A 25,223-nucleotide genomic window follows, 5' to 3' on the forward strand; every position below is an offset into this window, starting at 1 on the left:
TATGAAAATTGTGGTAAACTAGAAAAAGAGAACTCAATCAGGAGGATAAGAAAATGATTAACAAACTGGTAGAAAATATTAAAAAGACAGGCGCGCCGATTGTAGTCGGACTGGATCCGATGCTGAACTACATTCCGGAGCATGTACAGAAAAAGGCATTTGCCGAATTTGGCGAGACTTTGGAGGGCGCGGCTGAGGCTGTATGGCAGTTTAATAAAGAAATCGTGGACAAGACGTATGATTTGATCCCGGCAGTGAAACCGCAGATCGCGATGTATGAGCAGTTCGGGATCCCGGGACTTCAGGCGTTCAAAAAGACCGTGGATTACTGTAAATCAAAAGGGCTTGTCGTGATCGGAGACATTAAGCGCGGAGACATCGGCTCCACTTCCGCGGCTTATGCGGTCGGACATCTCGGAAAAGTAAAAGTGGGAAGCAAAGAATATGTTCCGTTTGATGAAGATTTCGTGACAGTCAACCCATATCTTGGTTCCGATGGCGTGAATCCGTTTATCGACGTCTGCAAAGAAGAAAAGAAAGGACTTTTTATCCTTGTGAAGACGTCAAATCCATCCAGCGGAGAGTTCCAGGATCGCCTGATCGACGGTCGTCCGCTGTACGAACTGGTCGGCGAGAAAGTTGCCGAGTGGGGCGCGGAGTGTATGGGAGATTCTTACAGCTATATCGGCGCAGTTGTGGGCGCGACTTATCCGGAGATGGGAAAAGTCCTCAGAAAAGTAATGCCGAAATCATTCATCCTTGTGCCGGGATACGGCGCGCAGGGCGGACAGGGAAAAGATCTGGTACATTTCTTCAATGAAGACGGACTGGGGGCGATCGTCAATTCATCCAGAGGGATCATTGCGGCATACAAGCAGGAAGCCTATGCGAAATTCGGAACAGAGAACTTCGGTGATGCTTCCAGGGCAGCAGTAGAAGCGATGGTTGCTGATATTCGCGGTGCATTGGAGCAGAAATAAAGCAGGCGGGAGAAGAGTGAAGATGGAAAGACAGAGAGAACAGGCTGTTGTCGTATTGCAGGAACAGCTTGCAGATGGAATTTTTAGTATGTGGATCCGCTGTCAGGCGGCGGAGACGGCGAAGCCGGGACAGTTTATCTCCATGTATACAAATGACGGAAGTAAACTGCTTCCGCGTCCGATCAGCATTTGCGAGATCGATAAAGAACAGGGGATGCTCCGGGTCGTTTATCGTGTGACCGGGGAGAACACCGGGACAAAGCAGTTTTCCGAGATGAAAGCGGGAGATACGCTTCCGATTATCGGACCGCTCGGAAACGGATTCCCGTACGAACTGGCAGACGGAAAACGGGTATTCCTGATGGGCGGCGGAATCGGCGTTCCGCCAATCTTGGAGCTTGCAAAGCAGATGAGATGTGAGAAAAAGCAGATCGTTGTCGGCTATCGGGACTCGCAGACATTTCTGAAAGAGGAGTTTGAGCAGAACGGCGAGGTTTATATTTCCACAGAAGACGGAAGCGTCGGCACAAAAGGAAATGTGATGGATGCGATCCGGGAACAGGCGCTGGAAGCGGATATGATCTATGCCTGCGGACCGACTCCAATGCTGCGTGCGATCAAGCAGTATGCCGAGGAAAATAATATTGTATGCTATATTTCTTTGGAAGAGCGCATGGCGTGCGGGATCGGAGCATGTCTGGCGTGCGTCTGCAAATCCAAAGAAAAAGATCATCACACAAATGTCAACAATAAGCGGATCTGTAAGGACGGTCCGGTATTCTTGTCAACGGAGGTGGAACTCTGATGGATATGAAAGTAAATATTGCCGGAGTGGAGTGGAACAATCCGGTGACGGTTGCGTCAGGTACATTTGGTTCCGGCGCGGAGTTTGCGGAGTTTGCGGATCTGAACCGGATCGGTGCGGTGACGACAAAAGGCGTTGCGAATATCCCGTGGGCAGGAAATCCGACTCCGCGTGTGGCAGAGACTTACGGCGGAATGATGAATGCGGTCGGTCTGCAGAATCCGGGGATCGATCTGTTCTGTGAGCGGGATATTCCGTTCCTGCGCAAGTATGACACGAAGATCATTGTGAATGTATGCGGTAAATCAACGGAAGATTATTGTGAAGTTGTGGAACGTCTTGCAGACGAAGATGTGGACATGCTGGAGATCAATATTTCCTGTCCGAACGTAAAAGAGGGCGGCATCGCATTCGGTCAGGATCCGAAAGCTGCCGAGGCGATCACAAAAGCGGTGAAAAAATATGCAAAACAGCCGGTAATTATGAAACTGAGCCCGAACGTCACAAGCATTGCGGAGATGGCGAAAGCGGTCGAAGCGGGCGGAGCCGATGCGGTATCCCTGATCAATACGTTGACCGGAATGAAAGTGGATATTCAGAGAAAAGCATTTGTGCTGGCAAATAAGACCGGCGGCGTGTCGGGACCGGCAATCCATCCGATCGCAGTCCGCATGGTGTATGAAGCGGTAAATGCAGTAAACGTTCCGATCATCGGAATGGGCGGTATCGCGACGGCAGAGGATGCGATCGAGATGCTTCTTGTAGGGGCAAGCGCGGTATCGGTCGGAACCGCCAATTTCTACAATCCGGCAGTGACGATGGAGATCGTGGATGGAATTGAAAAATATATGGAAGCGCAGGGATTTGCATCCGTGGCAGATATGGTTGGAATTGTAAAATAATTGTTTGGGAAAGACAGGACAGGGAGAGCGTTTGGCTCTCCCTGTTTTATCTTGGATCAGCGGTCTTCGTATAGAAATTGGATATGATCGCTTGCTTCCCGGAAGTCCAGTACTAACTTTTCCTCCCAGATGCGGACAGGGATCTGGCTGTCGAATCCGTAAATGATCGGGAAATTGTTGTGCTCAAAATCGTAAACAAGCACCAAGCGTTTCTCCGGATCGACGACCCAGTACTCCCGCACTCCGGCATTCATATACTTGTTCAGCTTGATGATGGAATCTTTCTTCCGGCTGGACGGGGAAAGGATTTCCAGGACAAAGTCCGGCGCGCCGTACACACAGCGGTGGACGACTTTTTTGCGGTCGCATACGATCACTACATCCGGCTGAAGCATGGTGCGGTCGTCGCAGTCCAACTGTACGTCGATCGGCGAGACGATCGGAAGACAGCTTCCTTTTTCTTTCATAACATGATTCATAAATTGTGTGAAAAGGAAGCCGGTGAGCAGCTGGTGAACGGAAGTCGGGGCGGACATATCGTAGATCACGCCGTCGATCAGTTCCACACGGATGTCGTCCGGAATGGCATAATAATCTTCCAGTGTATAGTCTCCCTGCTTTTTGACGAAATAGGGGGCGGAAGCTTCCCGGATCATGTCGGTAGGCTTCTTCGGTTCGTCAAAAGAAAGCTGAAATACTTTCTCCAATGCGCGCAGCGTATCGTAGCGCGGTGAGGATGTGGAGCCGTTGAAAATCTTCTGGACTGTGCCCAAAGGGACGCCGGATAACTCCGCAATCTGTGAATAGGTGTAGCCGATCTCTTTCTTTTTCTCTTTCATTTCCTGAATGGTCATAAAATCCCTCCCGGTAAAATTTAAAAATCTCCTGTGAATACTATAACCATATAATAACCGAAAAAGAATAAAAAATCAACCGAAAACAAGTAAAAAAATAACCAAAAAGAAAAATGGAGAGGAAAAGAAAGGAAAAATAAAATCCAAGTCACCTTTTGAATATCCGGCGCGTGTATAAGGTGAAAGAGGAGGATAACCTTATGGAGAAGAAACATATCGATGACATAATAAAGAAATATGGAAATCTGCTTTACCGCGCGGTATATGTTCAGGTCGGAAACCGGCACGATACGCAGGATATCCTTCAGGAAGCGTTCATCCGCTATCTGGAAAAGGCTCCTGTATTTGCAGATGAAGAACATGAAAAAGCGTGGCTTTTGCAGGTGACACATCATTTGTGCCTTGATTTTTTCAGATTCAGGAAACGGCACAGTTATCTGGAACTGGGCGAGATCGAAGAACTGATCGCCGGTCCGGAAGATGAGAATATATTGCGGGAATTATTTGCCCTCCCGGCGCAGCAAAAAAGTATTCTTGTCCTTTATTATCTGGAGGGGTATCGGATCAAAGAGATTTCAGGGATCACAGGGTTATCCGAAAACGCCGTGAAGAAACGGCTGCAGCGCGGGAGAGAAGCGCTGCGGGCGAAGTTGACCGAGTAGGGAAAGGAGCGAAAACAATGACAGAAAAACAATTAAAATCTGTGATGGATTCTATTACGATGCCGGAGGCGATGGCGCAGGAACTTCGAAAAAACGTAAGCGGAAAGAAACAAAAAAACCGTACATTCCGGTATCCGAAAATTGCCGCGGCTGTGATAGCGGGGGCGTTGATCCTGTCGGTCGGAACGACCTCTTATGCCGTCTATCAGGCGAAAAATCTCCGGGTATTTTTTGAAGCGGATGTGACGGAAGAACAGCTTAAGAAAGCGGGGGAGGCATTCCGGGCGATCGAGGGTGTTTCCGAAGTGGAATATGTGCCGGGAGAGCAGGCGTGGGCGGATTTCCAGGCAGAATATTTTGCGGACGATCCGGAACTGGCACAGGAATTTGACGAAAATCCTTTGGCGGACTCTTTTAACTATAAATTAACGGTTGAATTGAGCGCGAATACAAAGGAAGTGCGGGAGGCGATCGAAAATGTAGAGGGAGTCCGGATGGTCTCCGATCTGAGTGAATTGAAATAAGTTTTCCACTTGTATACCGACGCTAAATATGTAAAACAAAAAACGGGAGAGAGCAGACGAAAATATTGCTTTCTCCCGTTTCGTTGTGTACGACTTAAAAAATATCCCGGATCAAAAACCGCTTACAGCAGGATCACACCGTTTCCCGCACCGATCCGGTCCGCGCCGGCTTCGATCAGTTCTTCCGTAAATTCCCGTGTGCGGATGCCGCCGCTGGCTTTCACCTCCAGACGATCGCCGACGGTCTCTTTCATCAGCCGGATATCCTCGACGGTGGCGCCGCCGGTGGAAAATCCGGTGGACGTCTTTACAAATGCGGCGCCGGCTTCCTCGGAAAGCTGGCAAGTCTTTACTTTTTCTTCATCAGTCAGCAGACAAGTCTCGATGATGACTTTTACGATCGCCGGTTTGGATGCTTCCACGACTGCGCGGATATCTTCTCTTACAAAATCCCAGTCCTTATCTTTCACAGCGCCGACATTGATCACCATGTCTACTTCCTGAGCTCCGGCTTTGACCGCTTCCGCCGCTTCAAAAGCCTTGGCAGAAGTGAGCATTGCTCCAAGTGGGAAACCGACAACACAGCATGTCTTTACATTGCTTCCTTTCAATTCAGACGCAACGAGCGCGGTGTGGCAGGTGTTGACGCAGACGGAAGCAAATCCATATTCCTTTGCTTCCTTACAGTAGCGGATGACGGTTTCTTTCGTAGCGTCCGCTTTTAATACGGTATGGTCGATTCTTTCTGCGATGTTCATAATGTACCTCCTAATAAAAATGATGGATTAAAAAGATAGAATATGTAAAGAATGAGTTTCTTCTTTACTTGATATTGCAATTATAGCATAGGTTATCCTAAAATACAATTGAAACCGGTTTGATAAATAAAAATCGAAAATATATGTGCGAAATGCACTAAAAATATATGAAAAAGATGGTGAAATTGACGTTTCTATCACAAAAGAAATAAAAAAGATTGACTATCGGAAAAAGCAGTGCTATTGTGAGATTAGAAAATATGAAAGCGGTTTTATAAAAAGTTTCATAAATTTTGTCGGTTATAAATAAAACGACCGACGAAAGAAGAGACGGAGCAGACAGGAGGAAAAGAAAATGGGCAAAGTTGTTGTATTTGGTAGCTTTGTAGTCGATCTGATGGCAAGAAGTCCGCATCTTCCGGTATCGGGAGAGACGGTGAAAGGTTCTATGTTCAAGATGGGACCGGGAGGAAAAGGATTTAATCAGTGCGTTGCGGCGCACAAGGCAGGCGCGGATGTTGTGATGGTGACAAAACTCGGAAAAGACAGTTTTGCAAATGTTGCAACGGATGCGATGGATGAGTTGGGTATGCCGAAAGACAGTCTCTTTTTTACGGAGGAGACGGAGACCGGCATCGCGTTGATCCTTGTAGATGAGAATACAAGTCAGAATGAGATCATCATTGTTCCGGGTGCCTGCAATACGATCACGGATGCGGAAGTTGACAGCATCGAGGAACAGATCAAAGAAAGCGAATACGTACTGCTTCAATTAGAAGTAAATCAGGACGCCAATGAACGGGTTGTGGATATGGCAAATCGTTACGGATGTAAGGTGATCGTCAATACCGCGCCATATTCCAAAATATCCGATGAATTTCTCTCCAAGGTTTATATGGTGACGCCGAATGAAGTGGAGGCGGAGGAACTGACCGGAGTCCATGTGGAAGATCTGGAATCCGCACACAAAGCGGCGGAATATTTCTACAAAAAAGGTGTGGAAAAAGTGATCATCACACTGGGATCCAGAGGCGTGTTTGTTTCCTCGGACGGTAAGGAAGAGATCGTTCCGGCATTTAAAGTGGATGCGGTGGATACGACCGGAGCAGGAGACGCATTCAACGGCGGTCTGCTGGCGGCATTGTCGAAAGGAAAAGATATATGGGAAGCGGTTCGGTTTGCAAACGGACTGGCGGCGCTCTCGGTACAAAAATTAGGAACAACGCCGTCGATGCCGAAACTGGAAGAGATCGAAGCATTTTTGGAAGAGCACAAATAGAAAATAAAGTCGGCGGACTTTAGAATAAAAAGAAAGGGGAAAAAGAGATGTTAAAAGGAATACCTACAAGAATCGGATCGGATCTGTTGAAAGCGCTTGCGGATATGGGGCACGGAGATCTGATCATCATCGCGGATGATTTTTATCCGCCGGTCACAAAGACGCCGGGAGGGATCAGTATTCAGGCGAAAGGAAATACTGCGGCGGAGATGATCGACGCGATCCTGCAGCTGATGCCGCTGGATGCCGATTATTGCGAACATCCGGTAGAGTATATGGTTCCGGATAAAGACGCGGGGATCACGATCGAACGTCCGAAAGTGTGGGACGACGCGATCGCAGCGGTGGAGAAAAACGGTTACAGCGTCAAACAGGTAGGAGAGATCGAGCGGACAAAATTTTATGAAAAAGCAGGAAAAGCATATGTGACGGTATGTACAAGCGAAAGACAGCCGTATGGATGCTTTATCATGCAGAAAGGCGTTTTATAAACAAAGAAAAACAAAAAAGGAGGAAAGATTTATGAAGATGAAAAAAGTGTTGGCAGCGGTACTTGCAGGAACGATGGTGCTCTCTCTTGCGGCATGCAGCAAAGGCGGCGATTCCGGTGAAGCTCCCGAAAAAGGCGGCGACGGCGGAAAAGGCGAGAAGTATACGATCGTATATCTGACGCCGTCCACAGCGTCGCAGTTCTGGACTTATGTAGGGATCGGAATTGAAAATGCGATGAAAGATATGGAAGAAGAACATGGCGTTACCATTGATTTTTCAACTGTAGGACCGGCAGAAGAAAGCCAGACGGAAGAGTATGTAACCGCATTTGAACAGTGTATCGCAAAACAGCCGGATGCGATCGTGACGGCAACGCTGGCGATCGACGCGACTGTGCCGAAAGCACAGGAAGCGACCAATGCAGGGATTGTACTGAACTTCGTAAACTGCGGTCTCGGCGTTGGCGATGACGGTGCAAATGAAGAAACTTATAACCAGTTCTATTACTGCTCCAACGATACGATCGGCGAGATGGCAGCGGAAGCGTTCCTTGAAATCGCAGAGCAAAAAGGAATTTCCACAGACTCGGGTGTGCTTGGTATGAATACAAACGTAGAAAATGAAGCGTTGAACCATCGTGTAGACAGTTTCCGTTCCTATATGGAAAAGAATGCGCCGGGACTGGAACTGACCGATACATATTATAATGGAAACGTTGTTGAGACGGCACAGTCCAATGCGGAAAATATCATTTCTACATACGGCGACAAGCTGATGGGAATGTATTCCGGAAATAACATCACAGGCGACGGTGTGTGCCTGGCAGTGCAGGGATCCGGAATTGCGGACAAGATCGTGAACGTGGCTGTTGACTCCGATGATACAGAGATCACCGCGCTCCGCGACGGATACCTGGATGCGATCGTTGTACAGGACGCATATGCACAGGGATATAAATGTATGGAAAATGCAATCCTTACACTGATCAACGGAGAGAATCCGGAGAGTGAAAAACAGGTGAACTGCCCGCCGGTTGTCATTACAAAAGACAATATGGACGACGTCGAGATGCAGGATCTGTTAGATCCGACACGTCTGAAAAAATAGAACAGAGGAAAGTGTTGAAAAGAGAGTTTGAGTGAGACTTAAACGGGAGGCTGCAGGAGAGTTGTAAGATTTGCCGCGCCTCCCGTTGTCAATCAGAGAGGATGGAATTATGAGCGAGACAATTATGAAAATTGACCACATCAGCAAATTTTATCCTGGCGTCACTGCATTAAACGATGTGAGTTTTGAGATCAAGAAAGGCGAAGTTCATGCGCTGTGCGGTGAAAACGGAGCCGGAAAATCAACACTGATCAAATGTATTATGGGTGTTGAAAAGCCGGATAAAGGAAAAGTGCAGATGAATTACAATGGAGAATGGGTTGTGAATTCCAATGCGCTTGAAGCACAGAGCCATGGTGTGTTTGCGAATTATCAGCATGTAAATATCGCACAGGACTTGAGCATTGCGGAAAATTATTTCCTGGGCAGACAGCCGAAGACGAAGCTGGGACTTGTGGACTGGAAAAAGATGCAGGACGATACCCGGAAGATCATTGATAAATTTGAGATGAATGTCAATCCGAACGAAAAGATCAAGACACTTCCGATCGCAATGCAGGCGATGGTTACGATCAGTAAGATTTCGGTCAATGACGATATCCGTGTAGTGATCTTTGATGAGCCGACGGCTCTTCTGGAAAATGAAAAAGTAGAGATTCTCTTTAAGTTTATAGCGGAACTGAAAGAAAAAGGCGTCAGCATTATTTATATTTCTCACCGTCTGGAAGAGGTGATGGACATCTGCGACACAGTAACCGTATTGAAAGACGGTACTTATGTCGATACGAAACCGATCAGCGCGGTGACGAAAGATTCCCTGATCGCGATGATGGTAGGACGTGAGATGTCGGATATTTACAATATCGGACACCAGAAACCGGGAGAAGAAGTGCTGAGGGTGGAAAATTTCAGCGACAGTTCTCATTTTAAAGACATTAACTTCAATCTGAAAAAAGGAGAGATCTTAGGGTTTGTCGGGCTTGTCGGAGCCGGAAGAAGCGAAGTGATGCGGGCGATGTGCGGCGTGGAAAAACGTTTGACGGGCGATGTGTACGTCAAAGGCGAGAAAGTCAATATCAAAAATCCGAGCGACGCCATGCGGTACGGGATCAGCTTTTTGACCGAGGACCGCAGAACGGACGGACTTGCGCTTCAGCTTCCGATCAAGACGAATATCAATATGAATTCTTATGCGATGATCAGCAAGGGCGGCGTGATCTCTCTGAAAGCGGAACAGGACCGCGCAGTGGATTATTCAAAGCGGGTCAATGTAAAGACGCCGAGCGTGATGCAGCTTGTGGGTAATCTTTCCGGAGGAAATCAGCAGAAAGTCGTTATCGCAAAATTGTTATGCTGCGATCCGGATGTTCTGATCTTCGATGAACCGACAGTCGGCGTGGACGTTGGGGCAAAAGAGGAGATATACAAGATCATGGAAGAACTGACGGCACAGGGTAAATCGATCATACTGATCTCCTCATATCTGCCGGAAGTGATGGGACTGTCCGATCGGCTGATCGTGATGGCGCAGGGAAAGATCACTGGAGAATTTGCATCGGAAGAACTGAAAAATCTGAGAGAAGAAGATGTTCTGAAACGGGCGTCTATTGAAAGTTAGGAGGGGCATTATGAATCAGGCAAAAAAAGGAAAAAATGGTTCGTTGACCAGCGTATTCCAACAGACGGAATTTACGCTCGGCATTATCATTGTGGCACTGTTTATCGTTGCATCCGTGGGAACCGATAACTTTTGTACCGTATACAACATCACAAACCTGATGAAACAGTGTGCGATCATCGGTGTTCTGGCGGTAGCGCAGACGATGGTGATCATCACCGGAGGGATTGATATCAGCTGCGGTGCGATCACGGGATTGTCCTGTATGGTACTGGCGCTTTTGCAGAGAGATACCAATGTGAATTTTTATCTGACGCTTGTAATTGCGGTAGTTGTTTCCGTATTGTGCGGTCTGCTCAACGGCATTATCGTTCATGAGTTCCGTGTTCCTGCGATGATCGCGACACTCGGAACACAGACGATCATTTATGGAATCGTAAAGATCATCAGCGGCGCGCTTACAGTCAGCGGACTGGATCAGCGGCTTTTGGATATGGGAAATACCAACATCGGAGGTTTGTTCCCGGTATTGGCGATCTTTTGGATCATCGTGTCGGTCGTGATCTTCCTTGTGTTGAAATTTACGATCTTCGGAAGAAACTTATATGTGATCGGAAGCGGTGTGGAAGTAGCGAAGCTTTGCGGTATCAAAGTACGGGCGATGTTCTATTCGGTTTACGCATTTGCAGGTCTGCTGTATGGTATTGCGGGTATCATGCTGGCAGCCCGTGTACAGAGTGCGCTTCCGACCGGCGGCGAGGGATACGAAATGAATGCGATCGCGGCAGCGGTTATCGGCGGTGCATCTCTGACAGGAGGACGCGGAGCTGTAGCCGGAACGATCCTTGGAACTATTTTGATGACGCTGATCAACAATGCCGGCGTACAGTTCGGACTGAACACACATGTGCTCGAGATCACAAGCGGTGTCCTGATCATTTTTGCGGTGACGATGGATATGCTCAAAGCAAGAAAGAAAGGTTGACATCTCTGCAAATTGTTGCTACCATTCTGAAAGATGATCCGTGTAGGAACTACGGAAAGAAAGAGGAATGTCATGAATATTTATGATGTAGCAAAAGAAGCGGGGGTTTCCCCATCAACCGTGTCCAGAGTGCTGAACAACAAGTCCAATGTGAAGAGCTCGACGCGGGAAAAAGTCATGCGTGTGATCGAGGGGACTTCGTATAAGCCAAATGCGCTCGCCCGGGAACTGAGTGTGGGAAAATCCAGAAATATCGCGTTTCTTGTGCCGGATATTGAGAATCCTTTTTTCAGCAAAATTCTGCATGGCATTTCAGATTGTGCGATTGAAAATGATTACAATGTATTTATGTTCGGAACAGATGATGATCTGGAACGGGAACATAAGATTTTGCGGAATCTGGAGAACAGCATCGTACGCGGTGTGATCATCACACCGATTTCAGAGGAAGACGACGCGACATTGCAGCTGCTCCGGCAGTTTGAACAGGATGGGATCCCTGTCGTGCTGATCGACCGTGATGTCCGTGAGCATCAGTTTGACGGAGTGTTTTCCAACGATATCGAGGGGGCGTGCGAAGCGGTGGAATGTCTGATCCAAGAGGGACATGAGCGGATCGGCGTGATCACCGGACCGAGTACGTCCAAACCGGGAAACGACCGGTGCATCGGTTATCGGCGGGCGCTGGAGAAACATGGGATCAAGGTGGATGAAAGTTACATTGTAAGCGGCAGATTCAAAGAGGAGGGTTCTTATCAGGCGATGAGGACGCTGATGGAACGGAAAGATCCGCCGACGGCAGTATTTACCTGCAACAATATGACGACGCTTGGATGTCTTCGGTATATGCAGGAACATCATCTGAAAGTATCTAAGGATATTGCGCTTGTCTGTTTTGATGATATCAAAGAACTGGAATATGCGGACATGCATCTGACTTCGGTTCTGCGGCCGATCTACGAGATGGGGTATGAGGCGATGAATATTCTGGAGAGACGGTTCGAGGATAAGGAGAGAAGCGGGACGATCCGGCATATCACGCGCAGACATTATGTGAATCCCTGGCTGGAAGTGAGAGGATCGGAAAAATTAATACAGTAAGAAAAATGAATAGGTTAAGAAGAACAAGAGACAGGAGGTTTTGACATGCCTCTGTCTCTTTTCTATTGCGTTGGATGCGGTCTCTGCATTTACAGAAATGTGATCTTACGGCAGTTCCGGGTGGATCACGATCTTCTGAACGGAAATGCTCTCGAGATATTCCCGAAGCTGAGGCTGGAAAGTCTCGTCGCGAAGTTTTTCCTGAATGGCAACGTAAGTGGCGTCGTCCGGCGTCGCAAAATAATATTTTGTGATTTCCGCCAGATTGTAGTCCGTCGTCGGAAACATACCGACCTTGTCGCGGATCACCTTGCCGTCGGCGTCGAGCATAACGCTTTGGACGCTGTCGAACGCTTCGTAACCGGGCTGGATCTTCGCTTCGTCATACCCAAGACGGAACGTTGCTTCATAAGGGGTGACGACAAGCGACTGAACGACTTCTCCGTTCGGACCGCTCTCATTGATCTCGGTGATCGCCGTATTGCTTAAATCCATGGCGACGTCGGTCTCAAACGTCCATGGACCGGTGAGGGATTCGCTGTGAGTTGCGAGTTCGTCAACCGTCAGTTTCCAGTGGAAAGATTCCGGGGTTTCTGTTTCCAGAGCCAGCGGATAAAGATTAAAGTCCACGCGGAAAGAGCCGATAAACGTGGAGTCGTCCGTAAATTCACCGCGCAGGGCAACCGGCGTCCATTGGAAGTGATCGGGATCTTCATTGTCGATCTCGTATTCGGCAGGCGTTTTTAAGAAATCATATTCCTGTGAGTTTGCAAGATAAAATTCGTGGACGATCCCCTCTCCGGTATCCTGTTCCGTCCCTTTTTTGAGTTCTTCGGAAAACGGTTTCGTTGATTCGAGCATGACGGAGACGTACAGGGCCTGCGTATCACAGTATACTTCGGAGAGCGTGACTGTGACATCGTTTGCGGTGCAGACGTTTCCGTTTGTCAGCGGCTCGGCGACTTCGTCAAAGTTTCCGGTATAGCGCTGTTCGTCCTGTACTTCTTTAAAAATACTTCCGATCAGCGGGATTTTGGAAGCAAGCACGGGATTGGAAATGCAGAATGCGGAAAATGCGGTGATCAGTACAGCCGCCGCAGCGCCGCTTGCAAAAATCCGGTGTTGTTTCTTTTTGCGGGACTGTTTTTTGATTGCGTCGAGATTTTCGGAGACGATGTTGTCTAATTTATCGGATGGGATTGGGATTTCATCAAAATTAATTAGCATAAAGATAGTCCTCCTTTAATATATTTTTCAGTTCACTTCGGGCGCGGCTTAAGTAGGCTTTTACCGAACCCTCCGGAATATTCATGACAAATGCGATTTCCCGGACGGAAAAGCCGCTGAAATATTTTAAAACGATCACGGTCTGGTAACGTTCGGAGAGTTGGTCGATGGCAGAGTACAGATCGTGCTTTTCTTCCAGTGAAACGCCGTTGTACCGCTCGGAAATCTGGATTTCGTCTGCGGAATCAAAATAGATGACTTTCTTCAATTCGTCCTGTGCGGTGCGGATCAATATTTTCGTGATCCATGTCTTGAACCAATCCGGATTTTTCAGCGTGTGGATGTTCTGAAATCCTTTTAAAATGGTTGTTCCTACAATGTCCAGCGCATCCTGTTCGTTTTTCATATATAAGTACGCCATTTTGTAGAGATATTCTTTGTATTCAGTGATGAGCGCGCCGTAAGCATCCGGATTTTTCCGGATCGCTTTCCTGGCAAGCTTTCTTTTTTCTGATGGATCCATAGATCGGATTCCCCCTTTCGTTTCAAACATGCTGCATGTACTGTAAACCAGCTTACACTGATTAGACGGAAATTCACAGAGAAAGGTTACAATTTTGTTTGAGTTGTTTGTAAACATATGATAAAATAATCCGGTTACTACGAAAAAGAGGAAAGATAGGATTGAGGAGAGAAAACAAGAGATGAACGATATTCTTACAAAACTGAATGATTTTATGTACACTTATGTGCTGATCATCATGCTCGTGGCAGTAGGCGTATATTTTACCATCCGGACAAGAGGCGTGCAGATCCGTCTGTTAAAAGACGGGATCAAAAGCCTGATGGAAAAGAATACCGAGGAAGAGAACGGAAAGAAAAAAGTGTCGTCTTTTCAGGCGCTGATGATTTCAACAGCTTCCCGTGTCGGGACAGGAAATATTGCGGGAATTGCGACTGCGATTGCCGCAGGAGGACCGGGCGCGGTATTTTGGATGTGGCTGATGGCTGTGATCGGCGGAGCTTCGGCATTTGCGGAGAGTACACTGGCGCAGGTTTATAAAGTGAAAGAGAACGGGGAGTTCCGCGGAGGACCGTCCTACTATATGGAACGGGCGCTCGGCAAACGTTGGATGGGAGTTTTGTTTTCCGTACTTCTGATCATCTGTTTCGCATATGGATTCAACGGACTGCAGTCGTATAATATGTCTTCGGCGTTGGAATATTATATTCCGAACTATACGGAGTCGATCTGGCCGATGATAGTCGGACTTGTTCTGGCGGCGGCAACCGCGGTCGTGATCTGGGGTGGATCCCACCGGATCGGTGTGATCACGTCGGTGATCGTTCCGATCATGGCAATCTCTTATATTTTGATCGGAATCGTGACGATGATCATGAATGTATCCGAACTGCCGAAAGTTTTCGCGCTGATTTTTGAAAATGCGTTTGATTTTCAGGCGATGGCAGGAGGATTGGCAGGAAGCGCGGTCGTGATCGGAATCAAGCGGGGACTGTTTTCTAATGAAGCCGGAATGGGTAGCGCGCCGAATGCATCGGCGTCGGCAGATGTGGCACACCCGGTCAATCAGGGACTTGTACAGACGATCTCCGTATTTATCGATACACTGTTGATCTGTTCCAGTACGGCGATGATGTTGCTTGTGTCCGGCGTGGAGGGAAAGAGCGGCGTTCTTGACGGGATCCCGTATGTGCAGGCGGCGATCAGTTCCAATGTGGGACAGTGGGGAATCCATTTTATTACGTTTTCTATTTTTGCGTTTGCGTTCAGCAGCCTTGTAGGAAATTATTTCTACGCAGAATCTAATATTTTGTTCATTAAGAATAATAAGGCACTGTTGTTCGTATTTCGGATCACCTGTATCGTGGCGATCTTCCTCGGCGCGCAGGCAGACTTTTCGCTTGTGTGGAATCTGGCGGACGTGACGATGGGACTGATGGCAATCGTAAATATCATCGCGATCTTCCTGCTTAGCGGAACGGTCGTCAAGGTACTCAATGATTATGAGAAACAGAAAAAGCAAGGGATCAAACCGGTGTTCCATGAGAAAAATGTGGGAATCAAAAATACAGTCTGGAAGTAAGGCGTTCCTTGATTGAAATAACAGGAAATATATGATAAAATTAGGAAGATTTAGAGATCCTTTTCTCATTTTTACCGGAAAAGGCGGCGGTGAGGAGGAATCTCTTATGAATCGAACAGTCTGATGATGTAACAGTGGTGTAGCGGAGAGTGAAAAGAAAAAGGCTTGAAAAAGCCTGTAAATACAGGAGGTTTTAAGAAGATGGAAGCTTACAAGCAGGAATTTATTGAATTTATGGTGGAAAGCGACGTGCTGAAATTCGGCGAGTTTACGCTGAAAAGCGGAAGAAAGTCTCCGTTTTTCATGAACGCGGGCGCATATGTGACCGGAACACAGTTGAAAAAGCTGGGCGAGTATTACGCAAAAGCAATCCACAGCACTTACGGAGATGATTTTGACGTCCTGTTCGGACCGGCGTACAAAGGAATCCCGCTTGCGGTCGTGACGGCAATGGCATACAGCGAATTATACGGAAAAGAGATCCGTTACTGTTCGGACCGGAAAGAGGAAAAAGATCACGGTGCAGATAAGGGAAGCTTCCTTGGAAGTAAGTTGAAAGACGGAGACCGTGTTGTGATGATCGAAGACGTTACGACGTCCGGAAAATCCATGGAAGAGACCGTTCCGAAAGTAAAAGGAGCGGCAGACGTGGAGATCGTAGGACTGATGGTGTCCTTGAACCGTATGGAAGTCGGAAAAGGCGGGGAGAAATGCGCGCTGGATGAAGTGAAAGATCTGTATGGATTTGAGACGGCGGCGATCGTGACGATGGAAGATGTTGTAGAGTGTCTGTACAACAAAGAATGCAGCGGAAAAGTTGTGATCGACGATACATTGAAACAGGCGATCGACGCATATTATGAAACATACGGTGCAAAGCAGAACTAAGTTTTTCGGGCGGAAACGGAGTGGATGTAGATGGAAAAGGCATATAAGACAATGACAGCTTCCGGTGCGATCGGGATCGTCGTGGGAGTGATCATGGTTGTGACAGGCGTTGCAGCGGGGATCCTTTCGATCGTAAGCGGAGCGCGTCTTTTGAAAAACAGAAATGTAATTACATTTTAAATGTGAAACGGGAATCAGATGAGAAGCGGAAAATTTATGCGGATCTGCTTCTCGTTTTCCGTTTTTTGAGCAAAGTAAGGGGTAATGATTTGAATCAGAAACAAGTGAGAAAAGTCCGGATGCTCGGGAAAATATTGTTTGTATTGTACATTGTTTTTCTCGTATATTTTCTGTGCTTTTCCGAGTTGTATGGACGTACCGGTACTGTGGAAGAATATCGGTATAATCTTGTACTTTTTAAGGAGATAAGCCGCTTTATCGAATACCGCGAGGAGCTGGGAACATTTGCGGTATTTGCCAATTTATTCGGAAATATATTGATCTTTGTGCCATATGGATTTTTTATATCCGTGGCGAGCCACAGCAGAGGCTTTTTGAAAACGGTATTCTACAGTTTTGTACTCTGCTTCGGGGTGGAGATATTCCAGCTTTTTACAAGAGTCGGAAGCTTTGATGTGGATGATATTCTTCTGAACACGCTCGGCGGTGTTCTGGGGTATATTTTGTTTATGATCTGCAATAGAATAAGGAGAAAACATGATGTTCGGAAATAAAAAAAGTGCTCAGGAGAAAGCGTTGGAAAAAGAACGTAAAAAATATGGGACAAGAAAATACGGACAGACAGTGCTGAAACATTCCCGCATGGGAATCTGGTCCTGCTGGTATGCCGCGGGAGCGTTCCTGCTTCTTGTTGCTGCGATTTTGGCTGCGTTTATCCTGCGCGGACAGACGGTCGGGTTTGTCGGAGGAATGGGCGTGCTCGCGGTTATTTTGGCAGGCATGGGGATCCGGGCTTCGGTGAAAGGAAGACGGGAACGCGAGAAGAACTATCTGACATGTAAAGTCGGCGTCGTGCTGAATATACTGATACTGATCTGTCTGCTCATGATCTTTGTGATGGGATTCTAGGCGCACATCAAAAGACAGGGAAGACTGACAGAAAATAAGTTTAGACGGGAGGGTGTTTGTTTATGACACAAAGTGAATGGAACAGAGAATGGCAGAGCGAGCGAAATGCACAGTGCGAGGAACGGCATGCGCTTTCTCTGGAACGTATCAGAAGAATTGCGGTGGAAGAAAGTGTAACAGATCCGTTTCGGGATTATTTTCAGAAAACCGCAGTTTTTTTATTGGAAATAGAATCCGTGAGACAAAAAGTTGCTTCCGGTGAGTGGGAAACTTTGTCTTTGGAAGAAATGTGGGAGATCAACCGTCGGCTTTATTCGGATATTTTGCCGGAATGTTACGGGGGGAGCTATGCCAACCCGGAGTATGCGGTTCGGGTGCTCGGAGAGTCTTACGGTCAGATTTTAAGTTTTCTGTACGCGGAGCTGCGCGGCGGTATTGCCTGCGCTTATGAAGCGCGGCTCGACTATCTGACGATTCTTCAGGAATTGTTCATTGAGATTTATAACTGTTTTGAAGAGGAGATACCGGAGTACAAGACGCTGAAAGAGATCGTTTACTGGTATGCCAGCGATTACTGTGATGTGTTTCTGGCAGACCGGATCGAAGAACAGCTTTATCCGGAATTATCGTTTGCAGCAAGGATCATTATGGAGTCGGATTTAACGGATCTGCGGTATTTGTACCGTTTTGGGGAATATATTACGGACAACGAGATCCGGACGGCGAAGCATCTGGCGTCGCTTCCGGAGGAAACGCTGCGGAAAATGGCGGACGTTTACACAGAGGGGTACCGGATCGGATTTGTCAATACCGGAAAAGATCTGTCTAAAAAATCAGTTGTCAATATCCGGTATTGCCTTGGATTTGAACGGGTTGTCCGGCTTGCTGTGGAGAATTTTGAAAAAATGGGACTGAAGCCGGTCATTTACCGCGCGGCATCCAGCGTGATCACGAAAAAAGAACAGATCAAGATCGGATATTACGGTGCGATCGCCAACAAACAATATGAGTACGATCATCGATCGGATCAGGCGTTGTTTTTGGATAAGCGTTATGTGGAGCGGAAACTGGACGTGCTCAAAAATGTATACGAGAAGAATAAAGAGCAGGCGGCACAATTTGCAGGACCTGCGGTGATGGAAATTTTCGGAGAACAGCCGTTTTCACCGGAGGTAAAAGAGGAATCACTTTCATATTCGGGCGTGCAGCAGGAGCTGGTGCGTTTATATGACAGTAAATCGGGGCAGCTTGTGAACCGGTATATCAAAGGGGAGGAGCGGAGTTTTACGATCGTGGCGTATCCGGTGCCGGAGATCGGAGAGCGGTACAGCGAGATTTTCGACGATGTGATCCGGATCAATACGCTGGACGCCGGTTTGTACGAACGGGTGCAGCAGACGATCATTGACGCGCTGGATCAGGGTGTTTATGTGCGGGTCAAGGGAAAAGGCGCGAATCAGACTGATTTGAAAATACAGCTTCATGAACTGCGGGATCCGGAGAAAGAGACGATTTTTGAAAACTGTGTGGCAGACGTAAATATTCCGGTAGGTGAAGTATTTACATCTCCGGTACTTTCGGGGACGGAGGGCGTTCTTCACGTCAGCAGAGTCTATCTGAACGAATTGCAGTATATCGATCTGAAACTGACGTTTGCAGACGGAAAGATCACAGATTATACATGCGCAAACTTCGAGAAAGAAGAAGAGAACCGGAAATATATTTACGACAATGTGCTGCATAATCATGAGACGCTTCCGCTCGGTGAATTTGCGATCGGCACGAATACGACAGCTTATGTGACGGGAAAAAAATATCAGATCGAGGATAAGATGCCGATTCTGATCGCGGAGAAAACAGGACCTCACTTTGCGGTGGGAGACACCTGTTACAGTTGGAGTGAAGACATCAAAGTATACAATCCGAACGGGAAAGAAATCATTGCCAGAGACAACGAAATTTCGCTTCTCAGAAAAGAAGATCCGGCGAAAGCATACTTCCAGTGCCACACAGATATAACCATACCTTATGAAGAGTTAGAAGAAATAAGTGTAGTGACAAAAAATGGAGAACAGATTATACTATTGGAAGACGGACGGTTCGTTCTTCCGGGGACGGAAGTGCTCAATGAACCTCTGGATCAACTGAACTGAAAGCGAGAAAGGTGGACGTGATATGCCAAAAGTAGGAATCGTAATGGGCAGTGACTCTGACTTGAAAGTGATGAGCAAAGCCGCAAAGATGTTGGAAAAATTAGGGGTCGATTATGAGATGACGATCATTTCGGCGCACAGAGAGCCGGATGTATTTTTTGAGTGGGCAAAAGCAGCAGAGGGAAAAGGGATCAAGGTGATCATTGCAGGCGCCGGTATGGCGGCTCACCTCCCGGGAATGTGCGCGGCACTGTTTCCGATGCCGGTTGTCGGCGTTCCGATGTCCGGAAAGAATCTTGCGGGTGAGGACGCGCTGTTTTCAATCGTACAGATGCCGCCGGGAATCCCGGTTGCGACAGTTGCCATCGACGGCGGCATGAACGCGGCGATCCTGGCAGCGAAGATACTCGCGGTTTCCGATGCGGATCTTTTGGAGAAGCTGAAAGCGTATACACAGGAGATGAAAGAGACCGTTCAGGGCAAAGCCGCAAAGCTGGATGAGATCGGCTACGAAGCATATCTGGAAAATAAATAAGGAACGCGAACAAAAAAAGTTGGGCGGCAGGTCCGTGCGACCGGAACAACCGATGAAAGGGAGATACGATTATGGCAATGGATTATAAGACAGCCGGAGTGGATATTGAGGCCGGGTATCAGTCAGTGGAATTGATGAAAAAATATGTGAAGGGGACGATGCGTCCCGAGGTGCTTGGAGGACTTGGAGGATTTTCAGGTGCATTCTCACTGGAAAAGATCAAAGAGATGGAAGAGCCGGTGCTGCTGTCCGGAACAGACGGATGTGGTACAAAGGTGAAACTTGCGATGGTGATGGACAAGCACGATACGATCGGGATCGATGCGGTTGCAATGTGTGTCAATGACATTGCCTGCGCAGGCGGAGAACCACTGTTTTTCCTCGATTATATCGCATGCGGAAAGAATTACCCGGAGAAGATCGCTTCGATCGTAAAGGGAGTTGCGGAGGGATGCAAGCAGTCCGACGCGGCGCTGATCGGCGGAGAGACGGCGGAACATCCGGGACTGATGCCGGAGGACGAATACGATCTTGCCGGATTTGCCGTAGGTGTCTGTGACAAAAAAGAGATGATCACAGGGGAGGATCTTGCAGAGGGAGACGTGCTGATCGGTATGGCGTCCAGCGGAGTGCACAGTAATGGATTTTCACTTGTGCGGAAGATTTTCGAGATCACAAAAGAATCTCTCGACACCTATTATGACTGTCTGGGAACGACGTTGGGAGAGGCACTTCTCGCACCGACGAGAATTTATGTGAAAGCGCTGAAAAATGTGAAGAATGCGGGTGTCGTTGTGAAAGCATGCAGTCATATTACTGGAGGCGGTTTCTATGAGAATATCCCGAGAATGTTAAAAGATGGAACGCATGCCGTGATCGAGAAAGACAGTTACCCGATCCCGCCGATCTTTACATTGATGGCAGAAAAAGGTCAGGTGGAAGAGCAGATGATGTACAACACCTACAATATGGGACTTGGAATGGTCCTCGCAGTGGCTCCGGCAGATGTGGATAAAGCAATGGAAGCGATCCGACAGGCAGGAGATACCCCGTATGTGGTAGGACGGATTGAGAATGGAGAAAAAGGAGTTACCTTATGCTAAAGGTATTGGTGATGGTGTCCGGAGGTGGAACGAACCTGCAGGCGATCATTGACAGTGTGGAAAACGGAACGGTCACAAATACGAAGATCGTAGGTGTGATCAGCAATAATCAAAATGCATACGCGTTGAAGCGCGCCGACAAACATGGAATCGCGGCGGAATGTGTTTCGCCGAAAAATTTTGAAAATCGGGCTGCGTTCAATGAGAAATTATTGGAGCGTGTCAATTCTTACGAGCCGGATCTGATCGTACTGGCCGGATTCCTTGTGGTGATCCCGCCGGAGATGATCGCAGCGTACAGAAACCGGATGATCAATATTCATCCGTCTTTGATCCCGGCTTTTTGCGGAACCGGATACTACGGGCTGAAAGTGCACGAAGCGGCGCTTGCGCGCGGTGTGAAAGTAGTCGGCGCAACGGTGCATTTTGTGGATGAGGGAACGGATACCGGTCCGATCCTCCTGCAGAAAGCGGTGGAAGTGGAAAACGGCGATACGCCGGAAATCCTGCAGAGGCGCGTGATGGAGCAGGCGGAGTGGAAGATTCTTCCGCAGGCGATCGATCTGATCGCAAACGGCAGAGTCGAAGTGAAAGACGGAAAGACAGTAATTCAATAGAGGAGGCAGTCATGAAAGTATTGATCGTAGGCGGCGGCGGAAGAGAGCATGCTATTGCCGCATGTGTGGCAAAAAGCCCGAAAGCAGATCAGATCTACTGCGCGCCGGGAAATGCAGGAATCGCAGAGTATGCAGTCTGTGTTCCGATCGGCGCGATGGAGTTTGACAAACTGGTTGCGTTTGCAAAAGAAAAGGAAATCGATCTGGTGATCGTAGGAATGGATGATCCGCTTGTTGCCGGACTGGTGGATGAGATGGAAGCCGCGGGGATCCGCACATTCGGACCTCGGAAAAATGCAGCGATCCTGGAGGGGTCTAAAGCATTTTCCAAAGATCTGATGAAAAAATATAACATTCCGACAGCGGGGTATGAGAATTTTACGGATCCGGAGGCGGCGCTTGCTTATCTGGAAAATGCTTCCTATCCGATCGTTTTGAAAGCAGACGGTCTTGCTCTTGGAAAGGGCGTTCTGATCTGTCAGGATTTAGAAGAGGCAAAAGAAGGCGTGAAGACGATCATGCTGGATAAGAAATTCGGTACGGCCGGAAATGAGATGGTGATCGAGGAATTTATGACCGGGCGCGAAGTATCGGTGCTGTCATTTGTGGACGGTAAGACGATCAAGACGATGACGTCCGCACAGGATCACAAGCGTGCGGGTGACGGAGATACCGGATTGAATACAGGCGGAATGGGAACGTTTTCTCCGAGTCCGTTCTATACAAAAGAAGTGGAAGCATTTTGTGAGCAGTATATTTATCAGGCAACTGTTGACGCGATGGCAGCGGAGGGACGCGAGTTCAAAGGCGTGATCTTTTTCGGGCTGATGCTGACTGCGGACGGACCGAAAGTGCTGGAATATAATGCACGTTTCGGAGATCCGGAAGCACAGGTTGTCCTGCCGAGAATGAAAAATGATATTATTGAAGTGATGGAAGCATGCATTGACGGAACGCTGGATCAGGTGGATCTGCAGTTTGAGGACAATGCCGCAGTTTGCGTTGTGTTGGCATCCGACGGATACCCGGTGAGCTATGAAAAAGGATATGAGATCACAGGTCTGGAAGAGTTCAAGAAGCATGACGGATATTATTGTTTCCATGCCGGTACGAATTTCGACGGCGACCGGATCGTGACGAACGGCGGACGCGTGCTCGGGGTCACAGCCAAGGGAAAAGATTTAAAAGAAGCGCGGGAGAATGCCTATGCGGCGACCGAGTGGGTACAGTTTGAGAACAAATATATGCGCCATGATATCGGAAAAGCAATTGACGAGGCGTAAAAGGCATCATAAGAGAACCATGAAAATGTGATCGGGAAAGAGACAGGGGCGGAGTGCCTCTGTCTTTTTCGGTTGTGAGAGTATTTTGAGGTTGGAGGAAGTTGCATCTGGCGGGAAAAGAAATTGTTTGTTAAAATAGAAGAGATATATCCGGCAGTTTTCAAAGAAAAGGTGGAGACAAAAGAATGGACTGGAATAAAGAGGAAAAAGAAAAAATGCTCGCATCGGCATTTCCTTTCTGGGAGAAGCTGACAATGGAGCAGCAGAATAGGATGCTGCAAGGTGTGATCGGCAATCATTATGCAAAAGGAACGATGCTGCATTATGGCGGAAAAGAATGCGCGGGAGTTCAGATCATTTATTCGGGGCAGGCGCGTGTGTTTGTAACATCTGCCGGTGGTGGGGAGATTACATTGTTCCGGCTGTTGGATGGAGATGTCAGCATCTTGAGTGCAGCCTGCATGATGCGGGGGATGGATATTGAACTGGATATGGAACTGGAGACGGATTCTGAGATCTGCACGATCCCGAAATGTATCTATCAGACGATAAGTGAAGAGAATGCCGAAGTGAAAGATTATACATTGGAAATGATCTCAGAAAAATTTTCGGATATTATGTGGCTGTTTAATCAGTATGTTTTCTCGAATGTGGCCAGTCGGCTTGCGGGATCTATTCTGGAGCACCGGGCGCTTGCGGGGGCGGATCTGTTTTCTATTACGCATGATGTGCTTGCGCGGGATATCGGTACCGCGCGGGAAGTTGTGACCAGATTGTTAAAACAATTCCAGAAAGACGGTCTGATCAAAATAACGCGCGGAAAAATCGAAGTATTGGACAGCGGTAAGTTGTCAAAAATATAAAGCTTGTGTGACATTGTCACAGAAACGGGACGGAAAGTTCTCTATAATGAAAAACAAGATAAAACGAATGAAGATTAGACGCAAGGTGTGTGGAGATTAAATCAGAAAAGTTTGAATCAGAGATCGCATTTGTGGAATCTTAATAACAGAGATATACAAAATGGAATCATAAGGAGGAAATACAAATGGCAGTTGTAAAATTAACAGCAGAAAATTTTGAGAAAGAGGTACTTCAGTCGGAAAAACCGGTATTGGTCGACTTTTATGCAGACTGGTGCGGACCATGTCAGATGATGGGACCGGTAGTGGAAGAGATTTCAAATGAAGTAAATGATGCAAAAGTATGTAAGATCAATATTGATGAGCAGATGTCGATCGCACAGAAATATGGAGTGATGAGTATCCCGACATTTATCGTATTTAAAAACGGCGATGTCGCAGATAAAAAAATGGGCGCAATGCCGAAAAGTGCCGTGCTGTCTATGCTTGGTCAGTAAACGAAGCGGGAGCGGATGGATTCGTGATCCGTTCTAAATAAGAAAATAGATACGAAAAAGAGGAAATGAAAAGAAACGGCTGCGGAAAACTTCCAGATTAGTTGGAAGTTTCGCAGTTGTTTTTCTTTTAAATAAGAGTTTTTCTATAAGGAAAGTGAGTTTCTTTTGCGGAGAATGAAGAAGGAACTCGGCAACAGAAGAAAAATGTGACAATTATTCCGTTTAAAACCGGGAAATCCTATTATTGTCTGAATTGCATGAAATAAATAAAAAACAAGAAAAACGTTGACAATTACTGGGAGCGATGGTAAGATAGTCTTCGTCGCTGAGGGGACAGGAACAAAACAAAGAAAGATTTGCAGACCGGGGCTTGGCTGCCGCTGGGATACAAAGGGGATGTTTCGTTCTATTCCGAAAGTGTGGGAGACATTCTTCTGACTTTTACATGGCGAACATCGGGAATGAATGGAAACAACAAAAAACTTGCTGGAATGAAAAGTTAAAAAAGTTGTTGACAAACAGGAAACGATGTGATAACCTATTAAAGCTGTCGCTTGAACAGATAGCAAAAACAAAGAACCTTGATAACTGAACAATAGACAACAGATCCTTGAAAATTTCTTAAGAGAAGATTTTTAAGAACGGTTTGAAACAAACCAAACAGTAAAAAAGGAAAAGAATTGCTAGCAGCGATTCTTGACCAAGACAAACACTTTTAACGAGAGTTTGATCCTGGCTCAGGATGAACGCTGGCGGCGTGCTTAACACATGCAAGTCGAACGAAGCACTTTACCGG

At 47.3% G+C, this 25,223-nt stretch carries 27 protein-coding genes and 1 rRNA gene; 24 read left to right on the forward strand and 4 right to left on the reverse strand.

All coding sequences use genetic code 11. The features are described from left to right. The first annotated feature begins 53 nt into the window (after positions 1-53). From pyrF to I2H87_RS01920, 3 genes are read left to right on the forward strand one after another with little or no spacing between them, the layout of a single operon-like run. Positions 54-980 carry an orotidine-5'-phosphate decarboxylase gene (gene pyrF, locus I2H87_RS01910; RefSeq protein WP_195609204.1) on the forward strand — a complete coding sequence of 309 codons (927 nt, stop codon included), beginning with the start codon at positions 54-56 and terminating at the stop codon, positions 978-980. 22 nt (positions 981-1,002) lie between these two features. Beyond that, a complete protein-coding gene (locus I2H87_RS01915; RefSeq protein ID WP_117551377.1) occupies positions 1,003-1,785 on the forward strand; it encodes a dihydroorotate dehydrogenase electron transfer subunit in 783 nt (260 codons plus the stop codon). Then, the gene (locus I2H87_RS01920) at positions 1,785-2,687 is read left to right on the forward strand and encodes a dihydroorotate dehydrogenase (protein WP_195609205.1); all 903 of its coding nucleotides are present in this window, start codon (positions 1,785-1,787) and stop codon (positions 2,685-2,687) included. Before I2H87_RS01915 ends, I2H87_RS01920 begins: the two co-directional genes overlap by 1 nt. A 56-nt stretch (positions 2,688-2,743) precedes the next feature. Here the strand turns inward: I2H87_RS01920 and I2H87_RS01925 are convergent, their stop codons facing one another. Next, positions 2,744-3,541, reverse strand: a complete 798-nt coding sequence (locus I2H87_RS01925) for a Uma2 family endonuclease (RefSeq protein WP_054704359.1) — start codon at positions 3,539-3,541, stop codon at positions 2,744-2,746. A gap of 200 nt (positions 3,542-3,741) precedes the next feature. On the opposite strand from I2H87_RS01925, the gene I2H87_RS01930 reads away from it, so the two are divergent. Further along, positions 3,742-4,203: an RNA polymerase sigma factor gene (locus I2H87_RS01930; protein ID WP_009267121.1), complete on the forward strand. Its 462-nt coding sequence runs from the start codon at positions 3,742-3,744 to the stop codon at positions 4,201-4,203. 17 nt (positions 4,204-4,220) lie between these two features. Next, positions 4,221-4,727 carry a cell division protein FtsX gene (locus I2H87_RS01935; RefSeq protein ID WP_022151572.1) on the forward strand — a complete coding sequence of 169 codons (507 nt, stop codon included), beginning with the start codon at positions 4,221-4,223 and terminating at the stop codon, positions 4,725-4,727. A 122-nt stretch (positions 4,728-4,849) separates the two neighbouring features. Here I2H87_RS01935 and deoC read toward each other — a convergent pair whose 3' ends face one another. Beyond that, a complete protein-coding gene (deoC, locus tag I2H87_RS01940; protein WP_117551373.1) occupies positions 4,850-5,485 on the reverse strand; it encodes a deoxyribose-phosphate aldolase in 636 nt (211 codons plus the stop codon). 355 nt (positions 5,486-5,840) lie between these two features. On the opposite strand from deoC, the gene rbsK reads away from it, so the two are divergent. The 6 genes from rbsK (at position 5,841) to I2H87_RS01970 (ending at position 12,067) form a co-directional block, all read left to right on the forward strand. Then, positions 5,841-6,764, forward strand: coding sequence for a ribokinase (gene rbsK, locus I2H87_RS01945; protein ID WP_195609206.1), 924 nt, complete (start codon positions 5,841-5,843; stop codon positions 6,762-6,764). Between the two features lie 47 nt (positions 6,765-6,811). Continuing rightward, entirely contained in the window at positions 6,812-7,255 is a 444-nt protein-coding gene (locus I2H87_RS01950; protein ID WP_009267116.1) for an RbsD/FucU family protein, read from the forward strand. Positions 7,256-7,286: 31 nt separating this feature from the next. Further along, entirely contained in the window at positions 7,287-8,363 is a 1,077-nt protein-coding gene (locus I2H87_RS01955; RefSeq protein WP_117551369.1) for a substrate-binding domain-containing protein, read from the forward strand. A gap of 109 nt (positions 8,364-8,472) precedes the next feature. Continuing rightward, a complete protein-coding gene (locus I2H87_RS01960; protein ID WP_022151568.1) occupies positions 8,473-9,981 on the forward strand; it encodes a sugar ABC transporter ATP-binding protein in 1,509 nt (502 codons plus the stop codon). Positions 9,982-9,991: 10 nt separating this feature from the next. Then, the gene (locus I2H87_RS01965) at positions 9,992-10,966 is read left to right on the forward strand and encodes an ABC transporter permease (protein WP_054704372.1); all 975 of its coding nucleotides are present in this window, start codon (positions 9,992-9,994) and stop codon (positions 10,964-10,966) included. A 72-nt stretch (positions 10,967-11,038) separates the two neighbouring features. Then, complete coding sequence (locus I2H87_RS01970) at positions 11,039-12,067, forward strand: LacI family DNA-binding transcriptional regulator (RefSeq protein ID WP_120171149.1); 1,029 nt, start codon at positions 11,039-11,041, stop codon at positions 12,065-12,067. A gap of 105 nt (positions 12,068-12,172) precedes the next feature. Here the strand turns inward: I2H87_RS01970 and I2H87_RS01975 are convergent, their stop codons facing one another. Together I2H87_RS01975 and I2H87_RS01980 are read right to left on the reverse strand one after the other, a co-directional pair. Further along, positions 12,173-13,294: a DUF4179 domain-containing protein gene (locus I2H87_RS01975; protein ID WP_195609207.1), complete on the reverse strand. Its 1,122-nt coding sequence runs from the start codon at positions 13,292-13,294 to the stop codon at positions 12,173-12,175. Beyond that, positions 13,284-13,817, reverse strand: a complete 534-nt coding sequence (locus I2H87_RS01980) for a sigma-70 family RNA polymerase sigma factor (protein WP_009267110.1) — start codon at positions 13,815-13,817, stop codon at positions 13,284-13,286. Before I2H87_RS01980 ends, I2H87_RS01975 begins: the two co-directional genes overlap by 11 nt. A gap of 181 nt (positions 13,818-13,998) precedes the next feature. On the opposite strand from I2H87_RS01980, the gene I2H87_RS01985 reads away from it, so the two are divergent. From I2H87_RS01985 to I2H87_RS02045, 13 genes are all read left to right on the forward strand, one after another. Further along, the gene (locus I2H87_RS01985; RefSeq protein ID WP_195609208.1) at positions 13,999-15,399 is read left to right on the forward strand and encodes an alanine/glycine:cation symporter family protein; all 1,401 of its coding nucleotides are present in this window, start codon (positions 13,999-14,001) and stop codon (positions 15,397-15,399) included. Between the two features lie 201 nt (positions 15,400-15,600). Beyond that, positions 15,601-16,287, forward strand: coding sequence for an orotate phosphoribosyltransferase (gene pyrE, locus I2H87_RS01990; RefSeq protein WP_195609209.1), 687 nt, complete (start codon positions 15,601-15,603; stop codon positions 16,285-16,287). A gap of 30 nt (positions 16,288-16,317) precedes the next feature. Beyond that, a complete protein-coding gene (locus I2H87_RS01995) occupies positions 16,318-16,467 on the forward strand; it encodes a hypothetical protein (RefSeq protein ID WP_195609210.1) in 150 nt (49 codons plus the stop codon). Positions 16,468-16,556: 89 nt separating this feature from the next. Continuing rightward, entirely contained in the window at positions 16,557-17,021 is a 465-nt protein-coding gene (locus I2H87_RS02000; protein WP_044954740.1) for a VanZ family protein, read from the forward strand. Further along, positions 17,005-17,376, forward strand: a complete 372-nt coding sequence (locus I2H87_RS02005) for a DUF6142 family protein (RefSeq protein ID WP_009267105.1) — start codon at positions 17,005-17,007, stop codon at positions 17,374-17,376. The genes I2H87_RS02000 and I2H87_RS02005 overlap by 17 nt, the downstream gene beginning before the upstream one ends. 62 nt (positions 17,377-17,438) lie before the next feature. Further along, the gene (locus tag I2H87_RS02010) at positions 17,439-19,529 is read left to right on the forward strand and encodes an aminopeptidase (protein ID WP_195609211.1); all 2,091 of its coding nucleotides are present in this window, start codon (positions 17,439-17,441) and stop codon (positions 19,527-19,529) included. 22 nt (positions 19,530-19,551) lie between these two features. Then, complete coding sequence (gene purE, locus I2H87_RS02015) at positions 19,552-20,064, forward strand: 5-(carboxyamino)imidazole ribonucleotide mutase (protein ID WP_195609212.1); 513 nt, start codon at positions 19,552-19,554, stop codon at positions 20,062-20,064. 77 nt (positions 20,065-20,141) lie between these two features. Next, positions 20,142-21,167: a phosphoribosylformylglycinamidine cyclo-ligase gene (gene purM, locus I2H87_RS02020; RefSeq protein WP_044954738.1), complete on the forward strand. Its 1,026-nt coding sequence runs from the start codon at positions 20,142-20,144 to the stop codon at positions 21,165-21,167. Then, complete coding sequence (gene purN, locus I2H87_RS02025) at positions 21,161-21,784, forward strand: phosphoribosylglycinamide formyltransferase (RefSeq protein ID WP_009267101.1); 624 nt, start codon at positions 21,161-21,163, stop codon at positions 21,782-21,784. The genes purM and purN overlap by 7 nt, the downstream gene beginning before the upstream one ends. Before the next feature lie 11 nt (positions 21,785-21,795). Then, on the forward strand, positions 21,796-23,067 hold the full coding sequence (purD, locus tag I2H87_RS02030; RefSeq protein ID WP_195609213.1) for a phosphoribosylamine--glycine ligase: 1,272 nt from the start codon (positions 21,796-21,798) through the stop codon (positions 23,065-23,067). Positions 23,068-23,252: 185 nt separating this feature from the next. Further along, positions 23,253-23,930: a Crp/Fnr family transcriptional regulator gene (locus tag I2H87_RS02035; protein WP_009267098.1), complete on the forward strand. Its 678-nt coding sequence runs from the start codon at positions 23,253-23,255 to the stop codon at positions 23,928-23,930. 185 nt (positions 23,931-24,115) lie between these two features. Next, on the forward strand, positions 24,116-24,427 hold the full coding sequence (gene trxA, locus I2H87_RS02040; protein WP_009267097.1) for a thioredoxin: 312 nt from the start codon (positions 24,116-24,118) through the stop codon (positions 24,425-24,427). A gap of 714 nt (positions 24,428-25,141) precedes the next feature. Beyond that, positions 25,142-25,223, forward strand: a 16S ribosomal RNA gene (locus I2H87_RS02045); the annotation flags it as partial.

The sequence above is a fragment of the Mediterraneibacter glycyrrhizinilyticus genome (assembly GCF_015560805.1).
Classification (GTDB): Bacteria; Bacillota; Clostridia; order Lachnospirales; family Lachnospiraceae; genus Schaedlerella; species Schaedlerella glycyrrhizinilytica_A.